This window comes from Bacteroides sp. 214, from assembly GCF_010501015.1.
Classification (GTDB): Bacteria; Bacteroidota; Bacteroidia; order Bacteroidales; family Bacteroidaceae; genus Bacteroides.
Window position 1 is genome coordinate 1 of record NZ_QVML01000012.1, and the last position, 20517, is coordinate 20517.

The 20517-nt window shown below is 39.9% G+C and carries 18 protein-coding genes and 1 rRNA gene; 16 read left to right on the forward strand and 3 right to left on the reverse strand.

Features of this window, described 5'->3' with window-relative positions; genetic code table 11:
• The 7 genes from rrf to der all read left to right on the forward strand — a co-directional run.
• Positions 1 to 94: ribosomal RNA gene (gene rrf / locus D0T50_RS09240) — 5S ribosomal RNA — on the forward strand; the annotation flags it as partial.
• A gap of 152 nt (positions 95 to 246) precedes the next feature.
• Entirely contained in the window at positions 247 to 1398 is a 1152-nt protein-coding gene (locus D0T50_RS09245; RefSeq protein WP_239058244.1) for a HAMP domain-containing sensor histidine kinase, read from the forward strand.
• A gap of 134 nt (positions 1399 to 1532) precedes the next feature.
• Entirely contained in the window at positions 1533 to 2105 is a 573-nt protein-coding gene (locus D0T50_RS09250; protein WP_163223246.1) for a DUF177 domain-containing protein, read from the forward strand.
• Positions 2106 to 2115: 10 nt separating this feature from the next.
• A complete protein-coding gene (rpmF, locus tag D0T50_RS09255; RefSeq protein ID WP_122126550.1) occupies positions 2116 to 2301 on the forward strand; it encodes a 50S ribosomal protein L32 in 186 nt (61 codons plus the stop codon).
• Positions 2302 to 2378: 77 nt separating this feature from the next.
• A complete protein-coding gene (locus D0T50_RS09260) occupies positions 2379 to 3383 on the forward strand; it encodes a beta-ketoacyl-ACP synthase III (RefSeq protein ID WP_163223247.1) in 1005 nt (334 codons plus the stop codon).
• Between the two features lie 77 nt (positions 3384 to 3460).
• Complete coding sequence (gene era / locus D0T50_RS09265; protein WP_163223248.1) at positions 3461 to 4342, forward strand: GTPase Era; 882 nt, start codon at positions 3461 to 3463, stop codon at positions 4340 to 4342.
• 35 nt (positions 4343 to 4377) lie between these two features.
• Positions 4378 to 5691, forward strand: coding sequence for a ribosome biogenesis GTPase Der (gene der / locus D0T50_RS09270; protein ID WP_163223249.1), 1314 nt, complete (start codon positions 4378 to 4380; stop codon positions 5689 to 5691).
• A 34-nt stretch (positions 5692 to 5725) separates the two neighbouring features.
• Here der and D0T50_RS09275 read toward each other — a convergent pair whose 3' ends face one another.
• The gene (locus D0T50_RS09275; protein ID WP_163223250.1) at positions 5726 to 6505 is read right to left on the reverse strand and encodes an ABC transporter ATP-binding protein; all 780 of its coding nucleotides are present in this window, start codon (positions 6503 to 6505) and stop codon (positions 5726 to 5728) included.
• A complete protein-coding gene (locus tag D0T50_RS09280) occupies positions 6502 to 7245 on the reverse strand; it encodes an ABC transporter permease (RefSeq protein ID WP_163223251.1) in 744 nt (247 codons plus the stop codon). Before D0T50_RS09280 ends, D0T50_RS09275 begins: the two co-directional genes overlap by 4 nt.
• A 72-nt stretch (positions 7246 to 7317) precedes the next feature.
• Here D0T50_RS09280 and lptB point away from each other — a divergent pair, with 72 nt between their 5' ends.
• Positions 7318 to 8082 (forward strand): LPS export ABC transporter ATP-binding protein, encoded by a 765-nt coding sequence (gene lptB / locus D0T50_RS09285; RefSeq protein ID WP_163223252.1) that lies wholly within the window; start codon positions 7318 to 7320, stop codon positions 8080 to 8082.
• Between the two features lie 490 nt (positions 8083 to 8572).
• On the opposite strand, the gene D0T50_RS09290 is transcribed toward lptB, so the two are convergent.
• Positions 8573 to 8818, reverse strand: coding sequence for an RNA-binding protein (locus D0T50_RS09290; RefSeq protein ID WP_163223253.1), 246 nt, complete (start codon positions 8816 to 8818; stop codon positions 8573 to 8575).
• Between the two features lie 435 nt (positions 8819 to 9253).
• Here D0T50_RS09290 and tig point away from each other — a divergent pair, with 435 nt between their 5' ends.
• The 8 genes from tig (at position 9254) to D0T50_RS09330 (ending at position 20504) form a co-directional block, all read left to right on the forward strand.
• The gene (gene tig, locus D0T50_RS09295; protein WP_163223254.1) at positions 9254 to 10609 is read left to right on the forward strand and encodes a trigger factor; all 1356 of its coding nucleotides are present in this window, start codon (positions 9254 to 9256) and stop codon (positions 10607 to 10609) included.
• Positions 10610 to 10787: 178 nt separating this feature from the next.
• Positions 10788 to 11453 (forward strand): ATP-dependent Clp endopeptidase proteolytic subunit ClpP, encoded by a 666-nt coding sequence (gene clpP, locus D0T50_RS09300; protein WP_163223293.1) that lies wholly within the window; start codon positions 10788 to 10790, stop codon positions 11451 to 11453.
• 37 nt (positions 11454 to 11490) lie between these two features.
• Positions 11491 to 12750, forward strand: coding sequence for an ATP-dependent Clp protease ATP-binding subunit ClpX (gene clpX / locus D0T50_RS09305; RefSeq protein WP_163223255.1), 1260 nt, complete (start codon positions 11491 to 11493; stop codon positions 12748 to 12750).
• Between the two features lie 157 nt (positions 12751 to 12907).
• Entirely contained in the window at positions 12908 to 15088 is a 2181-nt protein-coding gene (gene recQ, locus D0T50_RS09310) for a DNA helicase RecQ (protein ID WP_163223256.1), read from the forward strand.
• 124 nt (positions 15089 to 15212) lie between these two features.
• A complete protein-coding gene (guaB, locus tag D0T50_RS09315) occupies positions 15213 to 16688 on the forward strand; it encodes an IMP dehydrogenase (RefSeq protein ID WP_163223257.1) in 1476 nt (491 codons plus the stop codon).
• 9 nt (positions 16689 to 16697) lie between these two features.
• Positions 16698 to 18248 carry a peptidylprolyl isomerase gene (locus D0T50_RS09320; RefSeq protein WP_163223258.1) on the forward strand — a complete coding sequence of 517 codons (1551 nt, stop codon included), beginning with the start codon at positions 16698 to 16700 and terminating at the stop codon, positions 18246 to 18248.
• Between the two features lie 46 nt (positions 18249 to 18294).
• A complete protein-coding gene (locus tag D0T50_RS09325; RefSeq protein ID WP_163223259.1) occupies positions 18295 to 19146 on the forward strand; it encodes a peptidylprolyl isomerase in 852 nt (283 codons plus the stop codon).
• Positions 19143 to 20504, forward strand: a complete 1362-nt coding sequence (locus D0T50_RS09330) for a peptidylprolyl isomerase (RefSeq protein ID WP_163223260.1) — start codon at positions 19143 to 19145, stop codon at positions 20502 to 20504. Before D0T50_RS09325 ends, D0T50_RS09330 begins: the two co-directional genes overlap by 4 nt.
• Positions 20505 to 20517 lie beyond the last annotated feature (13 nt).

A 20517-nucleotide genomic window follows, 5' to 3' on the forward strand; every position in this document is an offset into this window, starting at 1 on the left:
GAGGGTTCCACCTCTTCCCATTCCGAACAGAGAAGTTAAGCCTCGTCACGCCGATGGTACTGCGTAATAGTGGGAGAGTAGGTAGTCGCCGTTTTATGTTTCCCGTCCGGTTCTTCGATTGATAGAAGAAACAGGGCGGGAAACTTGTTTATATATAGGAGGCATGTATAAAGGAGTGAGGATGTACATGTTTGTCTGCTTAAACAAATTTAGTACCTTTGTCAACCTAATATGAGGTTTTTGAATATGAAAGGAATAGATAGGTCGCAATTGGTAAAAGCATCATTAGTCTTTTTAGCAGTGATTATTGCTGTTTCTTTCCTATATGTATCTCATTCGTTAGTTAGAGGGCTTTCGCTTGAAGAACGTACAAAAATGGAAGTATGGGCTGAAGCTATGAAAGAATTAAGCTCTGCCGATGAGGAAACAAATCTAAACTTAGTTCTTAAGGTCCTAAATTCAAACAACACTATTCCGGTAATTGTTGTTGCTGATGGAGTTGTTCAAATGTCGCGTAATGTAGAACTACGTAGCGATTCTGTTTCTTTTCTTTTGTTACAAGTAGAACGATTGGAAGATGCGGGAAAGTATATTACTATAGAAGTCTTACCTCAGGGAGCAACTCTCACTAAATTGAAGGTTTATTATGATGATTCCCTTATCTTAAAACGTCTTTCTATTTATCCCTATATACAATTAGGAATTGTATTTGCCTTTATTGTAATTGTTCTCTTAGCTTTGTTGAGTTTTAAGAGAGCGGAGCAAAACAAAATATGGGTGGGGCTTTCAAAAGAAACGGCACATCAGTTGGGAACTCCTGTTTCCTCGTTAATGGCATGGATTGAACTTTTACGTGCCAAATATCCTGCTGATGATCTCCTTCCCTCCATGACTGAAGATGTGGATCGCCTGCAAATAATTGCTAATCGTTTTTCTAAAATTGGAACTACACCCGAACTGACTGAAATAGATGTTCTTCCCTTATTAGAAGAATCAATATCTTATATTCGCCGCAGAATAACCAAGAATGTTGTGATAACCAAAGTGTTGCCTGATAATCCGGTATTGGTAAATGCAAATGCACCACTTTTGAGCTGGGTTATTGAGAATATAGGAAAAAACGCAGTTGATGCCATGGATGGGCTCGGCACATTAACCGTAAGAGTAAGTGAAAAAGACAATTGGGTGTTGGTTGATATTACAGACACAGGAAAAGGGATACGAAGAGATAAATATAACTCTGTTTTTCAACCGGGCTATACGACAAAAAAGCGTGGATGGGGACTAGGATTGTCGTTGGCTCGAAGGATAATTGAAGAATATCATTTTGGTAGGATATACATTAAAGATTCAGAGATTAATAAAGGTACTACATTCAGGATAGAACTTAAAAAGTGAAGTTTTCTTTCTGATTTGTAGAATATGCTGATTATTATTTGTAACTTTGTCGCCCGAATTCTATGTTGGTAACTGTGAATTGTTAACACATTTGATAGTTCCCAACTTTTTATTAAACGCTGAAATTGAAAACAGTGGGGAAGTTTGATATATATAAAATAGATTTGAAAGCAATGCAAGCGGACTCTATGACGTATGAGTTTAAGCTTGATGATTTGTTTTTTGCTAATATCGATAACCCCGATATTCAAAAAGGGAAAGTAAAGGTCGCTTTACAAGTGAAGAAGACCTCCAAAGCCTTTGAGTTTAATTTTCAAACAGAAGGAGTTGTTTGGGTTCCTTGCGATCGTTGCTTGGATGATATGGAGCAATTCATAACCAGTACAGACAAATTGCTAGTAAAGTTTGGAAGCGATTACGGTGAAGAAGGTGATAATATCATTATCATACCTGAGGAAGAAGGTTATATTAATGTTGCATGGTTTATCTTTGAATTTGTAGCTTTGGCAATACCAATGAAACATGTTCATGCTCCCGGCAAATGTAATAAAGATATGACCGGCAAACTAAACAAGCATTTGAGAGTAAGTGCTGAAGATAGTGATCAGGATGATTTCGGATCAATTGAAACCACACAAGAGGAAGAGTCAGATCAAATGACAGATCCTCGCTGGGATGAATTAAAGAAAATAATAGATAATAATTAAAGTTTGAAAAATGGCACATCCTAAAAGAAGACAGTCTAAAACAAGAACTGCAAAAAGAAGAACTCATGATAAGGCGGTAGCACCAACATTGGCTATCTGCCCAAATTGTGGTGAATGGCATGTTTACCATACTGTATGTGGCGCTTGCGGATACTACAGAGGTAAATTGGCTATTGAGAAAGAAGCTGCTATTTAATTAGCGCTGACACCTTATACTTAAGTAATCCATTTGTGAATACTTAAGTATAAGATTGCATACTTAAAAAGGGGTTAATGGAAAAAATAAACGCAGTAATTACAGGCGTCGGAGGTTATGTTCCTGATTACGTTTTAACGAACGAGGAAATATCCCGGATGGTCGATACAACCGATGAGTGGATAATGACCCGAATCGGAGTGAAAGAGAGACGAATCCTGAATGAAGAAGGTTTAGGTTCTTCTTATATGGCTCGAAAAGCTGCTAAGCAGCTTATGCAAAAAACAAACTCCAATCCAGACGACGTAGATCTTGTTATCGTAGCTACTACTACTCCCGATTATGTTTTCCCTTCTGTAGCATCTATCTTATGTGATAAACTAGGGCTGAAAAATGCTTTTGCATACGATCTTTCGGCTGCTTGCTGTGGTTTTCTTTATGCAATGGAAACTGCTGCAAACTTTATCCGTTCGGGACGTTATAAGAAAATAATCATTGTAGGAGCAGATAAAATGTCGTCGATAACGAACTACACAGATCGTGCTACTTGTCCGATTTTTGGTGATGGTGCAGCAGCTTTTATGCTTGAACCTACAACGGAAGAGTTTGGCATATTGGATACGGCTTTGCGTACTGATGGTAAAGGCTTGCCTTTCTTGCATATGAAAGCTGGTGGTTCTGTTTGCCCTCCTTCCTATTTTACAGTAGATAATCACATGCACACTGTTTATCAGGAAGGACGTACGGTGTTTAAGTATGCCGTGTCAAATATGTCGGATATAAGTGCTGCTGTTGCCGAAAGGAATGGTTTGACAAAAGATAACTTGGATTGGGTTGTTCCTCATCAGGCAAATATGCGCATCATTGATGCGGTTGCCAATCGAATGGGAGTTCCTTCTGAGAAGGTAATGGTAAATATTCAGAAGTACGGAAACTCGAGTGCTGCTACTCTGCCACTTTGTATCTGGGACTATGAAGATAAGCTGAAGAAAGGTGATAATATGATATTTACTGCCTTTGGTGGTGGGTTTACTTGGGGAGCTATCTACGTAAAGTGGGGCTACGATGGGAAAAAGCAATAACGAAATATCATCAAAACGATATAAAAACGCATCCTATTCCAATTTGGTGCGTTTTTTTGTCTGAATAAAGAAGAATTATGCATAAAGCTGGTTTTGTAAATATAGTAGGGAATCCAAATGTAGGGAAATCTACGCTAATGAATTTGCTGGTTGGAGAAAGAGTTTCAATCGCTACGTTTAAAGCGCAAACTACCCGGCATCGTATTATGGGAATTTATAATACGGAGGATATGCAAATAGTCTTTTCGGATACGCCCGGAGTGTTAAAACCCAATTATAAACTCCAAGAATCCATGCTCAATTTCTCTAATTCGGCATTGTCGGATGCGGATGTGTTGTTGTATGTGACGGATGTGGTAGAGACTGCGGAGAAGAATGAGGATTTTATTGAGAAAGTAAAAAGGCAAACCGCACCGGTATTATTGTTGATTAATAAAATAGACTTGAGCAATCAAGATGATTTAATCAAAACAGTAGAGGAGTGGCAGGAACTTATTCCACAAGCAGAGATTATTCCAATTTCTGCCAAATCCAAGTTTAATGTAGACTATGTGATGAGACGGATTCAGGAATTGCTTCCCGAATCACCTCCCTATTTTGGTAAAGACCAATGGACCGATAAACCTGCTCGCTTCTTCGTAACGGAGATTATTCGTGAAAAAATACTACTGTACTATGACAAAGAAATACCTTACTCGGTAGAAATTGTTGTTGACTCTTTCAAAGAAGAACCAAAGAAAATAAGCATACATGCCGTGATATTCGTTGAACGCGATTCGCAGAAAGGGATTATTATCGGTAAACAAGGAAAAGCTCTCAAAAAGGTTGCTACCGAAGCTCGTCGCGAACTAGAACGCTTTTTTGACAAAACAATTTTCTTGGAGGTCTTTGTGAAAGTGGATAAAGACTGGCGAAGCTCGGATAAAGAGTTGCGTAACTTTGGATATAATTTAGATTAATAGGAACAGACTGTGATAGTCGAAAAATATATTTTATGGGAAATTTAGTAGCAATAGTAGGACGTCCCAATGTAGGTAAATCTACATTGTTCAATAGACTGACCAAGTCTCGTCAAGCCATTGTAAATGATGAAGCCGGCACAACTCGTGACCGTCAATATGGAAAAACAGAATGGCTTGGCAAGGAATTTTCGGTAGTAGATACAGGTGGCTGGGTAGTAAATTCGGACGATGTTTTTGAAGAAGAAATTCGCAAACAGGTACTAATGGCAGTAGAAGAAGCGGACGTTATCCTTTTTGTGGTTGACGTATTGAATGGTATTACCGACTTGGATATGCAGGTTGCCACAATTCTTCGTCGCACTACCACGCCTGTGCTTGTTGTTGCTAATAAAACAGATACACATGATTTACAATATGGCTCGTCGGAGTTCTATGGACTTGGTTTAGGCGAACCTTACTGCATCTCGGCTATGACGGGAAGTGGTACGGGTGACTTGCTGGACTTGATTGTTGGTAAATTCACGAAAGAATCTTCCGAAATCTTTGATGAGGAGATTCCGCGATTCGCTGTAGTAGGTCGTCCTAACGCAGGAAAGTCTTCTATCGTCAATGCTTTCATTGGCGAAGAACGCAACATCGTAACAGAGATTGCCGGAACAACGCGTGACTCTATCTATACCCGTTACAATAAGTTTAATTTCGATTTCTATTTGGTGGACACTGCGGGTATCCGAAAGAAGACCAAAGTAAACGAAGACCTCGAATACTACTCTGTTATTCGTTCCATCCGCGCCATTGAAGCAGCCGATGTTTGCATACTTATGTTGGATGCAACGCGCGGTGTAGAAGCGCAGGATTTGAATATTTTTTCTTTGATACAGCGCAATTCCAAAGGATTGGTAGTGGTAATCAACAAGTGGGACTTGGTAGAAGATAAATCCAATAAAGCGATTAAAGAGTTTGAGAATGCCATTCGTACTCGTTTTGCGCCTTTCGTCGATTTCCCTATTGTTTTTTCTTCGGCGCTAACTAAGCAACGCATCTTGAAAGTGCTTGAAGAAGCTCGTGATGTGTACGAAAATAGAAAGATAAAAATACCTACCGCCAAGTTGAATGAGGAAATGCTACCGTTGATCGAAGCCTATCCGCCACCATCCAATAAGGGGAAATACATAAAGATAAAGTACGTTACGCAGTTGCCCAACACACAAGTTCCTTCTTTTGTGTTCTTTGCTAACTTGCCGCAATATGTGAAGGAACCGTACAAGCGCTTCCTCGAAAACAAAATGCGCGAGAAATGGGGTATGAGAGGTACGCCAATCAATATCTACGTGCGACAGAAATAAGACAAAGAAAGCGGCAATTGCCGCTTTCTTTGTCTTATTTCTCTTGTTCTTCCATGTTGTGAATCTCCAGTTCCTTGACCTTCTTGTAGAGGTCGGAAGCAAAAATGAAACTATTTAATCGTTTGTTGCTGGATGTAAAAATATCCTCTTTGCTACCTTCCCACTCTTTCTTACCTTCGAAGATAAAGTCTATTTTTTCGCCAATCGCCATTACCGAGTTCATGTCGTGAGTATTGATGATGGTCGTCATGTTATATTCCTGCGTAATACTGTGAATGAGATTGTCGATAACCAAAGACGTTTTAGGATCTAATCCGGAGTTAGGCTCATCGCAAAAAAGATACTTGGGATTGAGTGCAATGGCACGCGCTATAGCAACACGCTTTTGCATACCACCGCTCAACTCGTTAGGGAATTTGTTCTTCGCATCAATCAAGTTTACACGGTCTAAGCATTGCATCGCTTTTCTTTGACGTTCCCGCAGGGTGTCATTGCTGAACATATCCATCGGAAAGGTTACATTGTCCAGTACCGACATTGAATCAAAAAGGGCGGCACTTTGAAAAATCATCCCCATCTCTTTTTTCAACAGTTTGCGTTCTTTCTTTCTCATAGCAAGAAAATTGCGTCCGTCGTAAAGTAACTCACCTTTTTCGGGGGTTAAGAGACCTACGATACACTTCATCAATACCGTTTTCCCAGAGCCACTCTGACCGATAATCAGGTTGGTTTTTCCTGCTTCAAAAGCAATGTTGATGTCTTTGAGCACATCCTTCCCTTCGAAAGATTTATATAGTCCTTTGATTTCTATCATCCCATTAAAAGTTGAGTTAGCACTAAGTCGGCAAATAAAATGAGTACGCTGCACGATACAACCGATTTGGTTGAAGCCTTGCCCACTTCAATCGAACCACCCTCTACTGTATATCCATAATAAGAAGATACACTGGCTATAATGAATGCAAAAAACAGCGATTTAATAATGCCACACCACACAAACCATTCAACAAAGAGATATTGAAGGCCAAACTCCAGGTCGGCTGCCATGAGTACGCCGCCAAACCAGCATGTGGCAAATGCCCCTACGACTCCCGCGAATATACTAAAGGTAACTAAGATGGGAATAATGCAAACCAATGCCACTACCTTTGGAAATATAAGATAAGATGCGGAGTTTACACCCATTGTTTCCAATGCGTCAATTTGTTGGGTAATGCGCATTGTGCCCAGCTCGGACGCAATGTTGGAGCCAACCTTTCCTGCAAGAATTAAACACATGATAGAAGAAGAGAATTCCAGCAGCATGATTTCGCGCGTTACATACCCCACTGTCCAACGTGGCATCCATGGGCTTTCGATGTTCAATTTGATTTGAATTGTAATAACCGCTCCAATGAAGAACGAAATCAGGAGTACAATTCCAATAGAATCTACCCCGAGCTGGTCGGCCTCTTTGATGAATTGCTTGAAGTACATCTTTACCCGCTCCGGACGAGCAAAGGTTCGTTTCATGAGTACTACATAATTGCCGACTGTATTTAAAGCTTTAAACATACTTATATCTTTCAGGCAAAGTTACGGTATTTCAACCGATTTTACTACATTTGCCCCAAAATTAAGAAGGTAATGGAAGAAACTAAAATGGTACTTCGCTCTGAAGACTTGGTTAAGAAATACGGAAAACGAACCGTTGTAAACCATGTGTCGATCAATGTGAAGCAAGGCGAAATAGTTGGATTGCTCGGACCAAACGGTGCGGGGAAGACCACTTCGTTCTACATGACCGTGGGGCTGATAACTCCTAACGAAGGACGTATCTTTCTTGACGATCTCGACATTACCGATTATCCTGTATATAAACGTGCCCGTAATGGTATCGGTTATCTGGCGCAAGAAGCCTCCGTGTTTAGACAAATGACGGTCGAAGATAACATAGCCTCTGTTCTTGAGATGACCGATAAATCCAAAGAGTATCAAAAAGAGAAGCTCGAAAGCCTCATTGCAGAGTTCCGCTTGCAAAAAGTACGCAAAAACAAAGGTAACCAACTATCGGGAGGTGAACGCCGGCGTACGGAAATAGCCCGTTGCTTGGCTATTGACCCCAAGTTTATTATGCTCGATGAGCCTTTTGCTGGTGTAGACCCTATTGCGGTGGAAGATATTCAGCAGATTGTTTGGAAATTGAAAGATAAGAATATCGGTATTCTCATTACCGACCACAACGTGCAGGAAACCCTCAGTATTACTGACCGTGCCTACTTGCTTTTCGAAGGAAAAATACTTTTTCAAGGCACCCCCGAAGAACTTGCCGCCAATCAAATTGTACGCGAAAAGTATTTAAGTAACAGTTTCGTACTTCGTCGCAAAGATTTTCAGTTGAACGAGAAATAGTCTTTTGTCTCTTCTCCATTTTCTACTAGTCTATGTGTTTATGCAGAAATGCTATAAGCATTGAAGTATGAGCTTTAAGTCGTGTAATTTCTCACTGCATTTTACTTTGTTTCTCACTGTGTTTTTGGTCATTTCTCACTGCTTTTTGATGTAAAAAACACTGAGAAAATTAGGTGAATACCCTGTGAAGGTGAAGACCTATTCCGATAAACTGCATTAGGAGTGTGTATTAACCTGCTTGGGTTCCCGTAGATTCACCTTGCAAAGAATTCAGATTGTGGTATTGTGTGTCTCGAAGTTTGCGAATTCCTGGTATGGCGATTGATGATATTGGATTGCAACCCGATTTCTATTTGGATAAAACCATACCACAACATAAATGGGTGGAATATGTAAATGAAATATTGAATCAATAAAAAAGTAATTGGAATAGAAAAAGCCCCTCAGTTGCAAGCAACTAAGGGGCTTTAAGCAATTTCCTTATATTCTGTTAGAATTTCGGTCTAGCTTCTTTAACTACCATAGTACGTCCTTCGTATTCGGCTCCGTTCAATTCGGCGATAGCTTTAGACGCTTCTTCGTCGTTTGCCATTTCAACAAACGCAAAACCTTTAGATCTGCCAGTTTCACGATCCATAACAACTTTAACAGATGTTACTGCACCGTAATCTTCCATAACTTGTTGCAAGTCAGCTTCCCTAACACGGTAGTTTAGGTTTCCAATGTAAATGTTCATAAAATGAAAATGTAAAATAAATAAATGATAAAAACTCTCTAGACAGTGACACTAATAAGAAATAATACTAAAAACAGAGAGTTTACAAAAGCGTTGAGAAACGAAAAGTAAAAACTTGTAGTGTAAATCAACAAACTAATATGTCGTTGTCTGCCGCAAAGGAACGCATTAATTTTGGATAATCAACTGTTTTTCAATCTTTTTTCTCTTAATAAGTCTTATTCTCCAATTTGTAAGACAACTAGGACAATAGTAAAATGAAGGCCGGATGTGACTTAAAAACAACTCCCTAAAAGGCTGCGAATAAACGCGGAAAAGAGAAGACCTCGTGTGCAAATAATTCTTGTTCTAGTTTGATAATTAAAAGATTAAAGCTAATTTTGCACGCTAATTTATCCCGTAGTATATAATAATCAAATAAAAATAGGTGTCGAAATGAACGTTTCATTACAAAACATTGACAAGGTAAACGCTGTACTTACCGTAAAAATTGAAAAAGCAGATTATCAAGAGCAAGTAGAGAAGTCGTTGAAGAACTTCAGACAAAAAGCTCAAATGCCAGGATTCCGTAAAGGAATGGTACCGGCAAGCTTGGTGAAAAAAATGTATGGAAAATCAGTTCTTGCCGAAGAAGTAAACAAACTGGTATCAGAAAAAGTATACGGATATATCAAGGATAATGACCTGAATATTCTTGGCGAGCCACTTCCTAATGAAGAAAAGCAACCTGCTTTAGACTTCGACACCATGGAAGATTTTGAATTTGTATTTGACCTTGGTTTAGCTCCCGAGTTTGAGGTGAGTGTAAACGCAAAAGACAAAGTTCCTTACTACAACATTGAGGTAACGGAAGAAATGATCAACAGTCAAATCAAAAACTACACGCAACGTACAGGTAAGTACGAGCAGGTAGAAACCTATCAAGATAAAGATATGTTGAAAGGCTTGATTGCCGAACTCGACAAAAAAGGTAACACAAAAGAAGGTGGTATACAAGTAGAATCTGCTGTGTTGATGCCTGCATATATGCAAGACAAAAAACAAAAAGCATTGTTCGACGGTGCCAAAGTAAACGATGTACTGACCTTCAATCCTAACAAAGCATACGCCGGAAATGAAGCCGAAATAGCTTCAATGTTGCACGTGGAGAAAGAAGCGGTTGCCAATTTGAAAGCCGACTTTAGCTTCCAAGTACAAGAAATTACCCGTTTTGTAGATGGCGAATTGAATCAAGAACTGTTTGACATAGCTTTTGGTAAAGATGTAGTGAAAACTGAAGAGGAGTTCCGTGCGAAGATTAAAGAAAGTCTGGCAGAACAGTTTGGACCTGATGCAGATTACAAATTCTTATTAGATGCCCGCAAGGTACTTACCGATAAAGTAGGTAAACTTGAATTCCCCGATGCACTTCTTAAGCGTGTAATGTTGATAAACAACGAGGATAAAGGTGCGGAATTTGTAGAAGAAAACTATGAAAAGAGTATCGAAGAGCTTACTTGGCATCTAATCAAAGAAAAATTAGTGAAGGAGTATGATGTAAAAGTAGAACAAGATGATGTATTGGAAATGGCAAAAGGCGCAACAAAAGCTCAGTTTGCTCAGTACGGCATGATGTCTATTCCAGATGATATCCTTGACAATTACGCAAAAGAAATGTTGAAGAAAAGAGAAACCGTTGATGGTTTGGTGAATCGCGTGGTAGAAGCCAAATTGGCTAAAGCATTGAAAGAGAAAGTGAAATTGAATGCCAAAACCGTTACGGTAGAAGAATTCAATAAGCTTTTTGAATAAACAAAACCTTTGGCATAGGTTTTGTATAACTTCCTGAAAAGGGAGGCTTTTGATTAACCTTTGAGCTTTGTGCATTTGCATGGCAGTGGTATGAAATATTTTTGTACTTTTGTTAGTTTGAAGTTTATCGGGTCAATGGCCTCCTTTTTTATGTGATAACCTTTAATATAAAGTAATGATGGAAGATTTTAGGAAATATGCAACCAAGCATTTGGGTATAAACAGCTTGGTACTTAATGACGTAATTAATACGCAAGCCAATTATGTAAATCCATACATCTTGGAAGAAAGACAACTGAATGTAACACAACTCGATGTGTTCTCTCGCCTGATGATGGACCGTATTATATTCTTGGGTACGCAGATTGATGACACTACTGCTAATATATTACAAGCGCAGTTGCTCTATCTGGACTCGGTTGATCAAGGAAAAGACATCTCGATTTACATCAATTCGCCGGGTGGTTCGGTGTATGCCGGATTGGGGATATATGACACTATGCAGTTTATTGGTAGTGATGTTGCTACGATTTGTACCGGTATGGCAGCTTCTATGGCAGCCGTTTTACTCGTTGCCGGAACCGAAGGAAAACGCTCCGGTTTGAAACATTCGCGCGTAATGATACATCAACCTATGGGTGGTGCGCAAGGACAAGCATCAGACATTGAAATTACCGCGCGCGAAATACAGAAAATGAAGAAAGAACTTTATACAATCATTGCCGAACATTCGCATACCGACTTTGATAAGGTGTGGGCAGACTCGGATCGTGACTACTGGATGACTTCACAAGAAGCAAAAGAGTATGGAATGATTGATGAAGTTTTGATTCGTAAGCCGTAAGATATAGCTGAGGCAGGCACTTTTGATATATAAAAAGATGGAAGATAAAAAGAAATCAAAAAACAGTGGAAAACTAAAGTGTAGCTTCTGCGGACGTTCCGAAAACGAAGTTGGCTTCCTTATTACAGGTATGAATGGTTATATCTGTAATAATTGTGCCGAACAGGCGTATGAAATTACAACCGAAGCACTCGGTAAAAAGGGACAAAGTATACAGCAGACAAAAGCTAGCTTGGGCGAGCTGCCCAAGCCGGTAGAGATAAAAGAATTTCTTGACCAATACGTAATTGGTCAAGAGGATGCAAAGCGTTTTCTCTCGGTTTCTGTATACAATCACTACAAGCGATTGCTGCAACAAGATAGTGGTGATGATGTGGAGATTGAAAAGTCGAATATCATTATGGTAGGAAGTACTGGCACGGGGAAAACGTTGTTAGCACGTACTATTGCCAAGTTGCTGAAAGTTCCTTTTACCATTGTAGATGCTACCGTATTGACCGAAGCTGGTTATGTGGGCGAGGATATTGAAAGTATCCTAACCCGTTTGCTTCAGGTAGCCGATTACGATGTAAATCAGGCCGAACAAGGAATCGTATTTATAGATGAAATAGATAAAATCGCACGTAAGAGTGATAATCCGTCTATTACGCGCGACGTAAGTGGCGAAGGTGTTCAGCAAGGATTGTTGAAGTTGCTGGAGGGTGCCGTTGTGAACGTTCCGCCACAAGGAGGGCGCAAACATCCCGAACAGCGTATGATTGCCGTAAACACGAAAAACATCCTGTTTATCTGTGGTGGTGCATTTGATGGTATTGAGAAGAAAATTGCACAACGTTTGAATACGCGTGTTGTGGGTTATAATGCTTCGTTAAAAAGCAGCAAAGTAGATAAAGATAATCTGTTGCAATATATTTCTCCGCAAGACCTCAAATCTTTTGGTTTGATACCCGAGATTATTGGACGTTTGCCGGTTTTGACTTATCTGGAACCATTAAACAGAGGAGCACTTCGTGCGATTCTTACCGATCCAAAGAATTCAATCATCAAACAATACATCAAACTGTTTGATATGGATGGTATTAAGCTCACTTTTCAAGAATCGGTGTATGAATACATTGTTGATAAGGCGGTAGAGTTCAAACTTGGCGCACGCGGATTGCGTTCTATCGTTGAGACAATAATGATGGACGTCATGTTTGAAATACCTTCGCAGAAGAAGAAAAAGTACGAAGTGACGTTGGAGTATGCCGAAAAACAAATGAATAAGGCAAACTTGGAACGGCTGAAATCGGCTTAACACACTTCGTGACACCATTTTTCTGTTATTTGCATCTTTTTCGAAGAAAATATTGATATCTTTTTCTTGGAATATAAGAAGTTGTTTATAACTTTGTTTTGAACTCGCGTGAAAGCGTTTTTATACAGGCGAAGACGTTGAACAATAAAACACAGATATGGCAGGGAATTACAATCTGACAAGCCAATTAAAGAAACATTTTGGATTTGATAAATTTAAAGGTAACCAAGAGGCAATTATAATTAATTTGCTAAATGGGAACGACACATTTGTGTTGATGCCTACCGGTGGAGGCAAATCTTTATGTTATCAGCTACCCTCTTTATTAATGGAGGGTACGGCTATTGTAATATCTCCGCTTATTGCATTAATGAAGAACCAAGTAGATGCTATGCGCCACTTCAGCGAAGAAGATGGTGTGGCTCATTTTATTAATTCTTCCTTAAATAAAAGTGCTATTGATCAGGTTAAGTCTGATATAGTAAGTGGAAAAACAAAATTGTTGTATGTTGCACCCGAGTCGTTGACGAAAGATGAGTATGTGGAGTTTCTTCGGGACGTAAAAATCTCTTTCTATGCGGTTGATGAAGCGCATTGTATCTCGGAATGGGGGCACGATTTCCGACCTGAGTACAGACGTATTCGACCGATAATCAATGAGATAGGAAAGGCGCCTGTAATTGCACTTACTGCAACGGCAACGCCTAAAGTACAACACGATATCCAGAAAAACTTAGGGATGGTCGATGCGCAGGTTTTTAAATCTTCGTTCAACAGACCTAATCTATATTATGAGGTAAGGTCAAAGACCAATAATGTAGACAAGGATATCATTAAGTTCATCAAAAATAATACTGCTAAGTCGGGAATTATCTACTGTCTCAGCAGGAAGAAAGTTGAAGAACTAGCCGAAATACTTCAAGCCAACGAAATAAATGCGAGAGCTTATCATGCCGGTATGGATTCGGCGACACGTACCCAAAATCAAGATGACTTCTTGATGGAAAAAACAGATGTAATCGTAGCTACGATTGCTTTTGGGATGGGTATTGATAAGCCTGATGTGCGATATGTTATTCATTATGACATACCGAAAAGCTTAGAAGGTTATTACCAAGAAACAGGTAGAGCAGGAAGAGACGGTGGCGAAGGTCGTTGTATAACTTTCTACACAAATAAAGATTTGCAGAAGTTAGAAAAATTCATGCAAGGAAAACCTGTTGCCGAACAGGAAATTGGTAAACAACTATTATTAGAAACGGCAGCTTATGCCGAATCATCAATATGTCGTCGCAAGTCGTTATTGCACTACTTCGGCGAGGAATATTTAGAAGAAAATTGTGGTAATTGTGATAACTGTTTAAACCCTAAGAAACAAGTGGAGGCTCAAGAGCTATTATGTGCTGCGATCGAGGCAATCATTGCAGTAAAAGAAAATTTTAAGACCGATTACATTATTGATATATTACAAGGAAGAGAAACATCCGAAGTTCAAGCTCAAATGCATGATGAATTGGAGGTGTTTGGTTCTGGTATGGGCGAAGAGGATAAGGTTTGGAATGCTGTCATTCGTCAAGCGTTAATAGGAGGCTACCTAAGTAAAGATGTAGAACACTATGGTATCCTGAAAGTAACATCTGCCGGGCATAAATTCCTAAAGAAACCTCAGCCATTTAAAATAACGGAAGATAATGATTTCGAAGAGGTAGAGGAAGAAACACCGGCAAGGGGTGGAGGTTCGTGTGCTGTTGACCCGGCTTTATATTCAATGTTGAAAGACTTGCGGAAGAAAATGTCTAAGAAACTAGGCGTTCCCCCGTATGTAATATTCCAAGATCCTTCATTGGAGGCAATGGCAACAATCTATCCGGTAACACTAGAAGAACTGCAAAATATTCCCGGCGTAGGGGCAGGAAAGGCAAAACGCTACGGGAGTGAATTTTGTGTGTTGATAAAAAAGCATTGCGAAGAAAATGAAATAGAACGTCCGGAAGATTTGCGCGTTCGTACTGTTGCCAATAAATCGAAGATGAAAGTTTCCATTATTCAAGCTGTAGATAGAAAAGTGGCATTGGATGATATTGCCTTGTCTAAGGGTATTGAGTTTGGCGATTTGCTGGAAGAAGTAGAAGCGATTGTTTATTCCGGAACGAAACTGAATATAGATTATTTCTTGAATGAAATCATGGATGAAGATCATCTGTTGGATATTTATGATTACTTTAAGGAATCCACAACCGACAAGATAGATGATGCGTTAGAAGAGTTAGGTCCTGATTTTACGGAAGACGAAGTCCGCTTGGTTCGCATTAAGTTCATCTCAGAGATGGCAAATTAATAAAGTGTTGAGTTATAAGTTTTGATCTATGAGTTAAAGTGCTACAATAAACTCATGGCTCGTAACTTATAACTCAAATTTTATAATTATATTTGCACGCAATAAAATTTAAACATAATCTCCTATGTCATTTATTGCAGATAAAATAGTTATGGATGGGCTGACTTTTGACGATGTCTTATTGATTCCTGCCTACTCCGAAGTACTACCCCGCACTGTTGATTTATCAACAAAGTTTTCTAAAAACATTGACCTGAAAATTCCTTTTGTAACTGCCGCTATGGATACGGTTACCGAGGCGAAAATGGCTATTGCGATTGCTCGCGAAGGTGGTATTGGTGTTATCCACAAGAATATGCCGATACAAGAGCAAGCCAAATTAGTAGCTGTGGTAAAGCGTGCCGAGAATGGAATGATTTACGATCCGGTGACTATTCATAAAGATTCTACAGTAAGAAAGGCACTTGCTATTATGGCCGAATATAAAATAGGTGGAATCCCTGTAGTAGATGATGAGAAAATGTTGGTAGGGATTGTTACCAATCGCGACCTTCGTTTTGAACGGAACATGGATAAACAGATTGATGAGGTAATGACAAAAGAGAACTTAGTAACAACCAATCAATCTACCGACCTCGAAGCAGCGGCAGATATTCTGCAAAAGCATAAAATAGAAAAGCTCCCTGTTGTAGATAAAGATGGCAGACTTATTGGGTTGGTTACTTACAAAGATATTACCAAAGCCAAGGATAAGCCTATGGCATGTAAAGACTCAAAAGGTCGCTTGCGTGTTGCCGCAGGTGTAGGTGTTACTGCCGATACGATGGAACGCATGCAAGCATTAGTTGATGCCGGTGTGGATGCAATTGTTATTGACACAGCTCACGGACATTCTGCTTCTGTTATCGAAAAACTAAAAGAAGCTAAGGCTCGCTTTAAAAATATAGATATTATAGTAGGGAATATCGCTACCGGCGAAGCTGCCAAGATGCTTGTTGAGGCAGGTACTGATGGTGTGAAAGTGGGCATTGGACCGGGCTCTATCTGTACCACACGTGTGGTAGCAGGTGTTGGTGTTCCGCAACTTTCAGCTGTTTACGATGTTGCTAAAGCGTTAAAAGGAACTGGTGTTCCCTTGATTGCTGATGGTGGTTTGCGCTATTCGGGCGATGTGGTAAAGGCTTTAGCTGCCGGAGGCTGTTCGGTGATGATTGGTTCGCTGGTAGCGGGTACGGAAGAAAGTCCCGGCGATACAATTATCTTTAATGGTAGAAAATTTAAGTCATACCGTGGCATGGGCTCTCTTGAAGCTATGGAGAACGGTTCGAAAGACCGCTATTTCCAAAGCGGTGAAAGCGATGTGAAGAAACTTGTTCCCGAAGGTATTGCTGCGCGCGTCCCTTATAAAGGCACTCTAAATGAAGTAATCTACCAACTTACTGGTGGCTTGCGTGCCGGAATGGGTTATTGTGGTGCTGCTAATATTGAGAAGTTGCACGAGGCAAAGTTTACCCGTATAACCAATGCCGGTGTGATGGAAAGTCATCCACACGATGTAGCAATAACCAGCGAGGCTCCTAATTACAGTCGCCCGGTATAGAAGACAAATGTGAATCGTATTCTCTCTTTCTTCTTCCTTGTATCTTCTTCATTTTGTGCTCTTACGGCACAAACGGATGATTTAGTTTTGATGCGTATCAACGAAAAGCCTATCATGCGGTCGGAGTTTGTCTATGCTTATACCAAGAGTGTAGATGCTATCGGTCAAAATGAAAATGGCCTGAATCGCTTTGTTGATCTGTTTATCAACTACAAGTTAAAAGTTGCTGAGGCGGAAACGATGGGGCTTGATACGCTTGATTCTTTTCGTGCAGAGTTGCGTGCTTGTCGTAATGCCCTTTCTAAAAAATACTTTGCCAATAAATTGTGTGATGGTGTTGATGTGCAAAAGCTCTATGATCACCATCAACGCAAAGGGCAAACACACGAAGTCCTGATACGACAAGTGTTTAAAAAGATGGAACAAAACATATCAGGGATACAGCAACGGCAAATCGAAGCATTAATGGATTCGCTAAGTAAGGTAGTTGTGAATAATCCAAATACAGATTTTGCAGCATTGGTTTCTCAATTCTCTGATATGAAGGAAGAGCAATGGGTGGGCAGATTGGATGTTTCACAAACTACCGAACAAATTGTGTTTGCAATGGCAAAAGGCGAAATATCTAAACCATTCTACTCTTTTGATGGACTGCATGTGGTGCAGGTTTTAGATATGCGACTGCTGAAGCCTTTTGATGAAGTAGAAAGAGAACTAAGGAACTCAATGATAGACTGCACCCACGCGCAAACGACTTTCGTTGAGAGTCTTAAGAACGAGTATAATTACACAATAAATCAATCTGCCGTTGATGAACTTTTTGCTACAGGTACAACTACCCAAACACTGTTTACCTTGGATGAAAAGGTATATACTGGCAGTGATTTTGAGAATTTTGCGGCAACCTATCCTTGTGCCCTTCGTCTGCAATGGAATCACTTTGTTCGGAAATCTTTGTTAGACTATGAGGATAAGCAGTTGGAGAAGAAACATCCCGATTTTCGCCATTTGATGCAAGAATATTATGATGGTATTCTTCTTTTTGAGATTACCGAAAAGAACGTGTGGTTGCCTGCACTTGATGAAGAGCAGCAAAAGCAATATTACCTTGCGCATCGAAAAGAATACGAACAGCGTCGTACTGCCTTTGATGGTGTTGTGGTGCATGGACGACATAAAAAGGTCAAAAAACAGGTAAAAAGGCTACTTAAGAACTTACCACAAACTTACTGGGAGGATATTCTTCAATCGTACTTCAACGCAGATGGTACGCAACAAGTGCTTTATAAGGTTGGAACTTTTAAACGGGGTGATGATGAGTTTGTGGATCAGGCAATCTTCAGAGGAAGTAAAACTATCGCCCATAAAGAGTATCCATATACGGTTGTTGTTGGAAATAAAACACAACTGTCCGAGAATAGTTCAGCACTGAAAGAGCAACTTACTATGGATTATCAAAATCAGCTCGACGCCGAATGGGTTGCCCGGCTACGTAGTAGTAGCTTGGTTGAAATAAACGAAGAGGTTTTAAAAACAGTTAATAAAGAGTTACGGAATTGATTATTACATTATCTTCGTACTCTTAAATAAGTGTAATTTGTAAAGAATGCGAGCCACGTTCGTTCTGTTGCTTTTAATGCTGTTGATTTCTTCGTGTAAAAACGAGCGGAAGAACTGGGCAGATAACCTTCTTGTTGAGGTCGAGGGCAATTTTTTATATAAAGAAGAATTGGAATCCGCATTGCCACGAGGCTTATCTGCTGAGGATAGCTTGCAATTTGTGGAAAAATACATACGTAGTTGGGTGGAAAATTTATTGTTCTTTGATAAGGCAGAGTCCAATATACCCGATACAAAAGAAGTAGAAACACTCGTCGAAAATTATAGGAAGGCATTAATTGTCCATAGCTATCAGCAGGCATTAATCAACCAGAGACTCTCATCAACTGTATCCGAGCAGGAAGTAATCGATTTTTATGAAGCAAATAAGGACATGTTCATAGTAGATCGCCCGCTGATAAAGGGAGTTTACTTGAAAGTTCCACTAACTGCGCCTCAGATAAATAATGTACGCAGGTGGTATAAGACCGAAACGCACGAAGCCATTGAACATTTGGAAAAATATAGTTTCCAGTATGCTGTTACCTACGACTACTTCTACGATAAGTGGATTCAAATGTCGGATGTATCGGGTAAGATGCCATTGAAAACAGAAAATGTAGAGTCATTTATAGACAAAAACAGAAATGTTGAACTGAAAGATACAGCGTTTTATTACTTCTTGAACGTAACCGAACTTCGCAAAGCGGGCGAACATAAACCTTTTGACTTTGCGCGATTGGAAGCAAAGGAAATGTTGCTCAACTTGCGGAAAGTCGATTTTATTAAAGACATAAAAGAAGAGCTCTATCAAGAAGCTGTAAAACGAAACAAAATAATATATAACGATAAAGAATGAAAAACTTAGGACACTTTAGAACAATTGCTTTAATGGCAATACTGTTTTTTACATCGGTAGCATACGGACAAAGCAATGTCGTAGACGAAGTAATATGGGTTGTCGGTGACAATGCGATATTGAAGTCGGATGTGGAAGAAGTTCGGCTGCAATACCAATACGAAGGGCGCAAGTTCGATGGCGATCCGTATTGTGTTATCCCCGAAGAGCTAGCCATGCAAAAACTCTACCTGCACCAAGCTGTATTAGATAGTATTGAAGTTTCCGAAAATGAAATATTGCAGCGTGTGGACTATATGACCAATCAATACATTCAAATGATTGGGTCTAAAGAAAAGATGGAAGAATACTGGAACAAATCCTATACGCAGATTCGCGAAACTTTACGCGAGAATGTGCGCGAAGGTCTTACTGTTGAGAAGATGCAACAAAAGTTGGTAGGCGAAGTTAAAGTGACCCCAGCCGAAGTACGTCGCTACTTCAAAGATCTGCCCGAAGACAGTATTCCTTATATCCCTACACAAGTCGAAGTACAGATTGTTACACAACAACCTCGCATAACTACCGAAGAAATTGAAGATGTGAAGCGTCGTTTACGTGAGTTCTCAGACGACATCAATGAAGGAAAGAGTAGCTTCTCTGTATTGGCACGTCTTTATTCTGAAGATGGTAGTGCATCTCGCGGAGGCGAACTTGGCTTTAATGGAAGAGGAGAGTGGGTACCCGAGTTTGCTCGTGTAGCCTTTGAGTTGCAAGATCCCAAGAAGGTATCTAAAATTGTAGAAACTGAGTTCGGATTTCATATCATGCAGCTGATTGAAAGGCGTGGCGATCGTGTAAACGTGCGTCATATCTTATTGAAACCCAAAATAGCAGAGAAGGACTTGGAAGCGGCAACTGCACGCCTGGACTCTATTGCTGATGATATCCGCAAAGAGAAATTTACTTTTGAAAGTGCGGCTTCAGCACTTTCGCATGATAAAGATACCCGTAATAATCATGGTGTTCTACCTAATCCCCGTACAAACACCTCTCGTTTTGAGATGCAAGAACTACCGCAAGAAATTGCAAAAGTGGTAGATAAAATGAACGTAGGCGAAATATCCAATGCTTTTACCATGATTGGAATGAAAGACGGAAAAGAAGTGTGTGTCATTGTAAAGCTAAAGAATAGAATCAACGGACACAAAGCAACTATCTCCGAAGATTACCAACGCCTAAAGGATGTGGTGTTGCAGCAGCGTCAAGAGGAGAAACTGCGGAAATGGGTTTTGGAGAAACAAAAACAAACCTATGTACGCATCAACGAGAAGTGGAGAAACTGTGATTTCAAGTATCCGGGTTGGATAAAAGAATAAATATTAATGCACT

What these genes read in the sequence shown, in the direction of transcription:
- D0T50_RS09245 (WP_239058244.1), top strand. Translation starts at nt 247, where the DNA reads ATGAAAGGAATAGATAGGTCGCAATTGGTAAAAGCATCATTAGTCTTT.
- rpmF (WP_122126550.1), top strand. Translation starts at nt 2,116, where the DNA reads ATGGCACATCCTAAAAGAAGACAGTCTAAAACAAGAACTGCAAAAAGA.
- D0T50_RS09260 (WP_163223247.1), top strand. Translation starts at nt 2,379, where the DNA reads ATGGAAAAAATAAACGCAGTAATTACAGGCGTCGGAGGTTATGTTCCT.
- era (WP_163223248.1), top strand. Translation starts at nt 3,461, where the DNA reads ATGCATAAAGCTGGTTTTGTAAATATAGTAGGGAATCCAAATGTAGGG.
- der (WP_163223249.1), top strand. Translation starts at nt 4,378, where the DNA reads ATGGGAAATTTAGTAGCAATAGTAGGACGTCCCAATGTAGGTAAATCT.
- D0T50_RS09275 (WP_163223250.1), bottom strand. Translation starts at nt 6,505, where the DNA reads ATGATAGAAATCAAAGGACTATATAAATCTTTCGAAGGGAAGGATGTG.
- D0T50_RS09280 (WP_163223251.1), bottom strand. Translation starts at nt 7,245, where the DNA reads ATGTTTAAAGCTTTAAATACAGTCGGCAATTATGTAGTACTCATGAAA.
- lptB (WP_163223252.1), top strand. Translation starts at nt 7,318, where the DNA reads ATGGAAGAAACTAAAATGGTACTTCGCTCTGAAGACTTGGTTAAGAAA.
- D0T50_RS09290 (WP_163223253.1), bottom strand. Translation starts at nt 8,818, where the DNA reads ATGAACATTTACATTGGAAACCTAAACTACCGTGTTAGGGAAGCTGAC.
- tig (WP_163223254.1), top strand. Translation starts at nt 9,254, where the DNA reads ATGAACGTTTCATTACAAAACATTGACAAGGTAAACGCTGTACTTACC.
- clpP (WP_163223293.1), top strand. Translation starts at nt 10,788, where the DNA reads ATGGAAGATTTTAGGAAATATGCAACCAAGCATTTGGGTATAAACAGC.
- clpX (WP_163223255.1), top strand. Translation starts at nt 11,491, where the DNA reads ATGGAAGATAAAAAGAAATCAAAAAACAGTGGAAAACTAAAGTGTAGC.
- recQ (WP_163223256.1), top strand. Translation starts at nt 12,908, where the DNA reads ATGGCAGGGAATTACAATCTGACAAGCCAATTAAAGAAACATTTTGGA.
- guaB (WP_163223257.1), top strand. Translation starts at nt 15,213, where the DNA reads ATGTCATTTATTGCAGATAAAATAGTTATGGATGGGCTGACTTTTGAC.
- D0T50_RS09325 (WP_163223259.1), top strand. Translation starts at nt 18,295, where the DNA reads ATGCGAGCCACGTTCGTTCTGTTGCTTTTAATGCTGTTGATTTCTTCG.
- D0T50_RS09330 (WP_163223260.1), top strand. Translation starts at nt 19,143, where the DNA reads ATGAAAAACTTAGGACACTTTAGAACAATTGCTTTAATGGCAATACTG.